This is a genomic window from Bartonella sp. AA81SXKL (genome assembly GCF_042196945.1).
GTDB lineage: Bacteria > Pseudomonadota > Alphaproteobacteria > Rhizobiales > Rhizobiaceae > Bartonella.
This window is the reverse complement of the sequence record NZ_JBHIRH010000280.1, coordinates 1-669: the sequence shown is the minus strand read 5'-3', so window position 1 is coordinate 669 and position 669 is coordinate 1. Positions and strand designations below refer to the sequence as shown.

Here is a 669-nt window from a genome sequence, read left to right as displayed (position 1 = left end):
CATGAGAGATGTGACATTATTAAAGAATGCAATAAACAAAAGCGTGAGGCAATGCGTAATCTGCATTATTTAAAAGATATTACTCTAAATACTTTTGAAAATCGTAAAGCCGAATTAAAAGAAGATGGCAAGGCTAGGGATTAGTTTTCACCTTTACAACTTCATATTCTCCCTAACTGAGGTTGTCTATCCGTTTCAGAAATTACCCCAATAGAGATACGCAAGACCCTTGCTTCTACTTGGCATACAAAAAACTACAACAGCAGAGAAAGCCGGTATCCGTTTCAATCTTTGTCTCAAACATGCTACTGCGCTAAATTTAGATGTCGATTTACAGGCAACAGCAAAAAGCACGCGCTCTCTTAGGAAGAACAACTCCATAAAATCACTAATAGACCGGTAATGAACTGGAAAATGTTCCGTCTTTTTATAAAACACTTTGCGAAACAACAACCAGAAACGCACGAAGTTATTGAAAGATCTAAGTCAAAAACATCAGATCTAACGAGTGGCATGGATTGCAATAACGATTGTTGCAAGGTCTTATGTTGTGTCTTGGGGGATAAGGGCTTATGAAGTGTGTTTGTTTATCGTGATCAGAAAACTTAATCCTATTTCTTGTATGGGATTTTGCAACAGCTTTTCAACTTTTTCTCAAACGATAGCCAT

At 37.1% G+C, this 669-nt stretch carries 1 pseudogene; it reads left to right on the top strand.

Annotated elements, in window-relative coordinates:
- Positions 1 to 455, top strand: a pseudogene (locus ACFINZ_RS11095) (integrase); the annotation flags it as partial.
- Between the last annotated feature and the right edge of the window lie 214 nt (positions 456 to 669).